Raw genomic sequence first — 4,501 nt, 5'->3', positions numbered from 1 at the left:
AATCAAAAAGCAAAAGATATTTTGGATGCCGATACCAGTTTTATCGATCAAATCGGTCTGAAAGAACAATTGTCGCCCACAAGAGCTAATGGTTTGGTTTCGATGATCAAACAAATTAAATTATACGCATTGGGTTTTGAAGCGAAAAAATAAGCGAAGATGAAAAATACGATTTTACTCGTTCTCCTTTTAGGCGGTTTTATGTTTGGCTTTGCGCAAAATCAGTTTCCAAAAATGCCGCCGGATACCCAAGAGATTCACTTTACTTATAAAAGAACTTCAAAAATAGCAGTAGATGAGCAAGGCGTTTATGCCGATTCTATTTTGTTTAAAACCTATTTTCCAGAGTTGAAATATACAAAAGTTACCAGTCCAAAAGTACCTTATTTAAATGCAGTAGTACCAATTGAAAAATTTACGGATGACGATAAAGTCGAACTTACTTCAATGTTGTACCACGAAAACGAGTTCTATTTAGGAACTCATTTTATCAAAAAAAACAAAACCATCATCAGTGCAAGACGAAATGATGCGGATATCAAAGCGATTTTTAAAAAATATTTCAATAAAGGTTACCCCGAATTTAGTTACAGAATTACGATTGATTACAAGAAAAAAACGCATTACGTGAAGTATCCAAGAGTTTCTTACGAAAAGACTTTTGACGAAATACAAAAAGAAGTAAAATGGTTTTCACCAACAGAAGCAACTTTTGTAGAAGTAGGACATAACATTCAAAATACAAATGTGGCCCTGTTTGACGAAAATGTATCAGATATGATTACTTTTGATTATATTTTTACCAACAGTACAAAAGGTCTTGTAAAGGTTGAATCAATAGAAAACACGCTTGAATTAGTAGAAGTACACTATAAATAAAAACGAAAATGGAACAAGAAATAGATACAAATGCCTTAGGCGAAGCCATTGTAAAAAAATTAAAAACAATTTACGATCCCGAAATTCCGGTGGACATTTATGAGTTGGGATTGATTTATGACGTGATGGTCAACACGGATTTAGAAGTAAAAATCTTAATGACACTTACGTCTCCAAACTGCCCTGTTGCCGAAAGTTTGCCGCGCGAAGTTGAAGAAAAAGTCAAAGGAATTGAAAACGTTAAGGATGCCGAAGTGGAAATAACCTTTGATCCACCTTGGACGAAAGATTTAATGAGCGAAGAAGCAAAGTTGGAGTTGGGAATGCTTTAGGAAGTAATTAGTAAGCAGTCTTAGTTGGGGCAGTAGTCGGGTTATTCGTTTTCAGTTTAATACGTCACGGAAAACCGTAACTCAAAACTGCAACTGAACACTGCGACCAAAAACTGAAAAAAATGGACGAAATAATAAACAAAGTAGCTAATTCCGTTTTAGTAGTTTTCGATTTAGAAGATTATTATCAAAACGGAGTTCGCACACAAATTGACTTGTCGCAATGGCTTTTAGAAGGATTTCTTTTGAGAGAAAAAGATTTTCGAGCAACCTTGTTGGAACACAATTGGAGTCAATATCAAGACCATTATGTAGCCATTTCCTGCAGTACCGATGCAATTGTTCCTGCATGGGCTTCCCTATTGGTCGCGATGCATTTGGCGCCATTTGCCAAAAAAATAGTTAGTGGAAGTTTAGAAGATTTAGAAACATCCATTTACCAAGACATTTTATCAACGTTAGATTATACGGTTTATCAAGATAAACCACTGATTATTAAAGGATGTTCAAAAAAACCAGTTCCAATGAGTGCCTATCTTTTTGTAGCTAAATTTTTACAACCTTATGCAAGAAGCATTATGTATGGTGAAGCGTGTTCGGCAGTACCTTTGTATAAAGCAAAAAAAAGCAGTATATGAATTAAAATTTAACCACAATTTTTTATCTTGCCCCGTGAATTTCTTAAAACCCAATTATGAAAAAAATATATACTTTGTTGACTTTATTTGGTTTTTTAGCCACGGCTTTTGCACAAGATCAACCAAAAGATACCCTATCACCTTGGAAATCAAAAGGCGAACTGTCGTTGTTGTTCAATCAATCTAATTTCAGCAATTGGACCGTGGGTGGAGAAAATAACCTGTCGGGAAATTTTGGTTTAAATTATGGTTTGGATTATGCTAAAAACGATTGGACTTGGGACAATAAATTGATGGCTTCCTACGGTTTAGTCAAAACAAAGAACGCCTCTTTCGAAAAGAAAACCGACGACCGATTCGAAATAAATTCAGTACTAGGTAAAAAAGCCAAAGGCAATTGGTCGTATTCGGCGTTCTTAAATTTCAGAACCCAAATGGCCAAAGGCTACATTTACGGTAAAGATGAAAATGGGGCAGAAATCAGAACCGAAAACACGGATATCCTTTCGCCTGGATACCTTACATTTGGTCCGGGGATGCTTTATAAAAAAGATGATAATCTCAAAATCAATATCGCACCGGCTACTTCCAAGCTAACATTTGTAGACAATTTTTACACCTCAAGTCCAGACTATGTCGACGGAAGTTATTTTGGCGTGGACGCGAATCAATCAGTTCGCTACGAATTAGGTTTATATGGCTCGGTTTACTATAAATTAGATATTATGCCAAATGTTTCAGCCGAAAACATTTTGAACATATATTCGAATTATTTGGAAGAAACAACAAATGTTGACATCGATTATTCATTAAATATTGTAATGAGAATCAACCGCTATTTATCAACCAATCTGTCGTTTCAAGCCATTTACGACGACAATGCATTTAGAGGTTTACAAACCCGACAAGTCTTTGGTGTTGGCGTAAATTATGGATTTTAATCCCGGAGCGTAAATTTTAATAAAAAAAAATATAAAATAATTTGGGCGTGACGCTCCGTATCCCCGATAGCTATCGGGGTGGTTTGGGTATTACGTACCCGTTCTCCGATCAAAAATAGAAGGGCTCTCCCGAAGCTTCGGGACAACCCCTCACGCAAAAGGTGCAATACGACACTATTGCTTTATTACACCTATTCTTCGATCTCTCTTTCTTCTTTTTCGATAGCATCCTTATAATCAGGATACAAAAACTTGTTGTAAGGAAATCGGGTAACGTGTATCGTCCGAACTGTTTCGTAAACCAGTTCTCTAAAGTCTTCAAAATTTTCTTTATTGACCGCCGAAATGAAAAGCGTTTTTTCCTTCCCAGCTTTGTGCATCCAAGTTTGTTGCCATTCCTCGAGGGTGTAGTGTTTGGTCGTTTTTTCAGTAATTAAATCATCTTCATCAATCGTCAAATGTTTGAAAGCATCAATTTTATTAAAAACCATAATGGTTGGCTTGTCATCGCTTTTAATGTCTTTTAAAATTTGATTAACCGCTTCAATATGATCTTCAAAATCGGGGTGAGAAATATCCACCACGTGCAATAATAAATCGGCTTCGCGTACTTCATCCAAAGTGCTTTTAAAGGAATCTACCAGTTGCGTAGGCAATTTTCGGATAAATCCAACAGTATCGGAAAGTAAAAAAGGCAAGTTTTTAATTACCACTTTTCGAACCGTAGTATCCAAAGTGGCAAATAATTTATTTTCAACAAAAACATCACTTTTACTGATCGAATTCATCAAAGTAGATTTTCCAACATTTGTGTAACCTACCAAAGCCACACGAACCATTGCGCCACGATTTCCGCGTTGAACCGACTGTTGCCGGTCAATGGTTTTAATTTTTTCTTTTAATAAAGCAATCCGGTCACGAACAATTCGTCTATCGGTTTCAATCTCCGTTTCTCCGGGGCCTCTCATTCCGATTCCCCCTTTTTGACGTTCCAAGTGTGTCCACATTCCCGAAAGTCTAGGCAATAGATATTGGCATTGTGCCAATTCTACTTGTGTTCGGGCATACGATGTCTCGGCACGTTGCGCAAAAATATCAAGAATTAAATTGGTTCGATCCAAGACTTTGCAGTCCAAAATCCGGGTAATATTTTTTTGTTGCGATGGTGTGAGTTCATCATCAAAAATTACAGTCGCAACGTTATGCTCCTTAATATAATGACTGATTTCGTCTATTTTTCCAGTACCCAGAAAAGTTTTTGGATTGGGACGTTCCATTTTTTGTGAAAATCGCTTGATGACTTCGCCTCCAGCAGTAAAGGTAAGAAATTCCAATTCGTCCAAATATTCCGTAAGTTTTTCTTCGTCCTGTTTTTGGGTGATGATACCTACAATTACCGTTTTCTCAAAATTTATTTTTTGTATCTCTAACATGGCTTTGTTTGTATTACAAAAGTAATCAAAATAAGCACAGTTTCAAGTCTGTTCAATAGTACAGATTTTGTTAAATTATTTTTTTTTATTGTTAAATGTGATTTTTTAAGGTGTATTTTCTTAATTTTTGTTAAATTTGGAATCCCGAATCTTTTGGGAGCCATATCAAACAACCTATAAATTTTTCATTTTATGAAGAAAATTACACTTTTATTACTCACTCTTTTTTACTGTGTCGTAGGGTATTCTCAGTTCCCGCAGAACTTTGAGGCTCCAGG

General features: G+C 35.9%; 6 protein-coding genes. 5 read left to right on the top strand and 1 reads right to left on the bottom strand.

Features of this window, described 5'->3' with window-relative positions; genetic code table 11:
* From ACIQ2X_RS14065 to ACIQ2X_RS14045, 5 genes are all read left to right on the top strand, one after another.
* The coding region (locus ACIQ2X_RS14065; RefSeq protein WP_396179572.1) for a SufE family protein at positions 1-153 on the top strand (153 nt) is incomplete at its 5' end.
* A gap of 6 nt (positions 154-159) precedes the next feature.
* On the top strand, positions 160-879 hold the full coding sequence (locus ACIQ2X_RS14060; RefSeq protein WP_396179571.1) for a hypothetical protein: 720 nt from the start codon (positions 160-162) through the stop codon (positions 877-879).
* Positions 880-887: 8 nt separating this feature from the next.
* Entirely contained in the window at positions 888-1,211 is a 324-nt protein-coding gene (locus tag ACIQ2X_RS14055) for an SUF system Fe-S cluster assembly protein (RefSeq protein WP_396179570.1), read from the top strand.
* A gap of 122 nt (positions 1,212-1,333) precedes the next feature.
* Positions 1,334-1,849, top strand: a complete 516-nt coding sequence (locus tag ACIQ2X_RS14050) for a DUF2480 family protein (RefSeq protein ID WP_396179569.1) — start codon at positions 1,334-1,336, stop codon at positions 1,847-1,849.
* A 56-nt stretch (positions 1,850-1,905) separates the two neighbouring features.
* The gene (locus ACIQ2X_RS14045) at positions 1,906-2,790 is read left to right on the top strand and encodes a DUF3078 domain-containing protein (protein ID WP_396179568.1); all 885 of its coding nucleotides are present in this window, start codon (positions 1,906-1,908) and stop codon (positions 2,788-2,790) included.
* A 191-nt stretch (positions 2,791-2,981) separates the two neighbouring features.
* Here ACIQ2X_RS14045 and hflX read toward each other — a convergent pair whose 3' ends face one another.
* Positions 2,982-4,223, bottom strand: coding sequence for a GTPase HflX (gene hflX / locus ACIQ2X_RS14040; RefSeq protein WP_396179567.1), 1,242 nt, complete (start codon positions 4,221-4,223; stop codon positions 2,982-2,984).
* Positions 4,224-4,501 lie beyond the last annotated feature (278 nt).

The sequence above is a fragment of the Flavobacterium sp. genome (genome assembly GCF_044368625.1).
Classification (GTDB): Bacteria; Bacteroidota; Bacteroidia; order Flavobacteriales; family Flavobacteriaceae; genus Flavobacterium.
Note: the sequence above shows the minus strand (reverse complement) of the source record. Positions and strands in the feature narration are given on the sequence as shown.

Excerpts from the sequence above, each read along its gene's own strand:
- ACIQ2X_RS14045 (WP_396179568.1), top strand. The coding sequence starts at position 1,906 with ATGAAAAAAATATATACTTTGTTGACTTTATTTGGTTTTTTAGCCACG.
- hflX (WP_396179567.1), bottom strand. The coding sequence starts at position 4,223 with ATGTTAGAGATACAAAAAATAAATTTTGAGAAAACGGTAATTGTAGGT.
- ACIQ2X_RS14060 (WP_396179571.1), top strand. The coding sequence starts at position 160 with ATGAAAAATACGATTTTACTCGTTCTCCTTTTAGGCGGTTTTATGTTT.
- ACIQ2X_RS14055 (WP_396179570.1), top strand. The coding sequence starts at position 888 with ATGGAACAAGAAATAGATACAAATGCCTTAGGCGAAGCCATTGTAAAA.
- ACIQ2X_RS14050 (WP_396179569.1), top strand. The coding sequence starts at position 1,334 with ATGGACGAAATAATAAACAAAGTAGCTAATTCCGTTTTAGTAGTTTTC.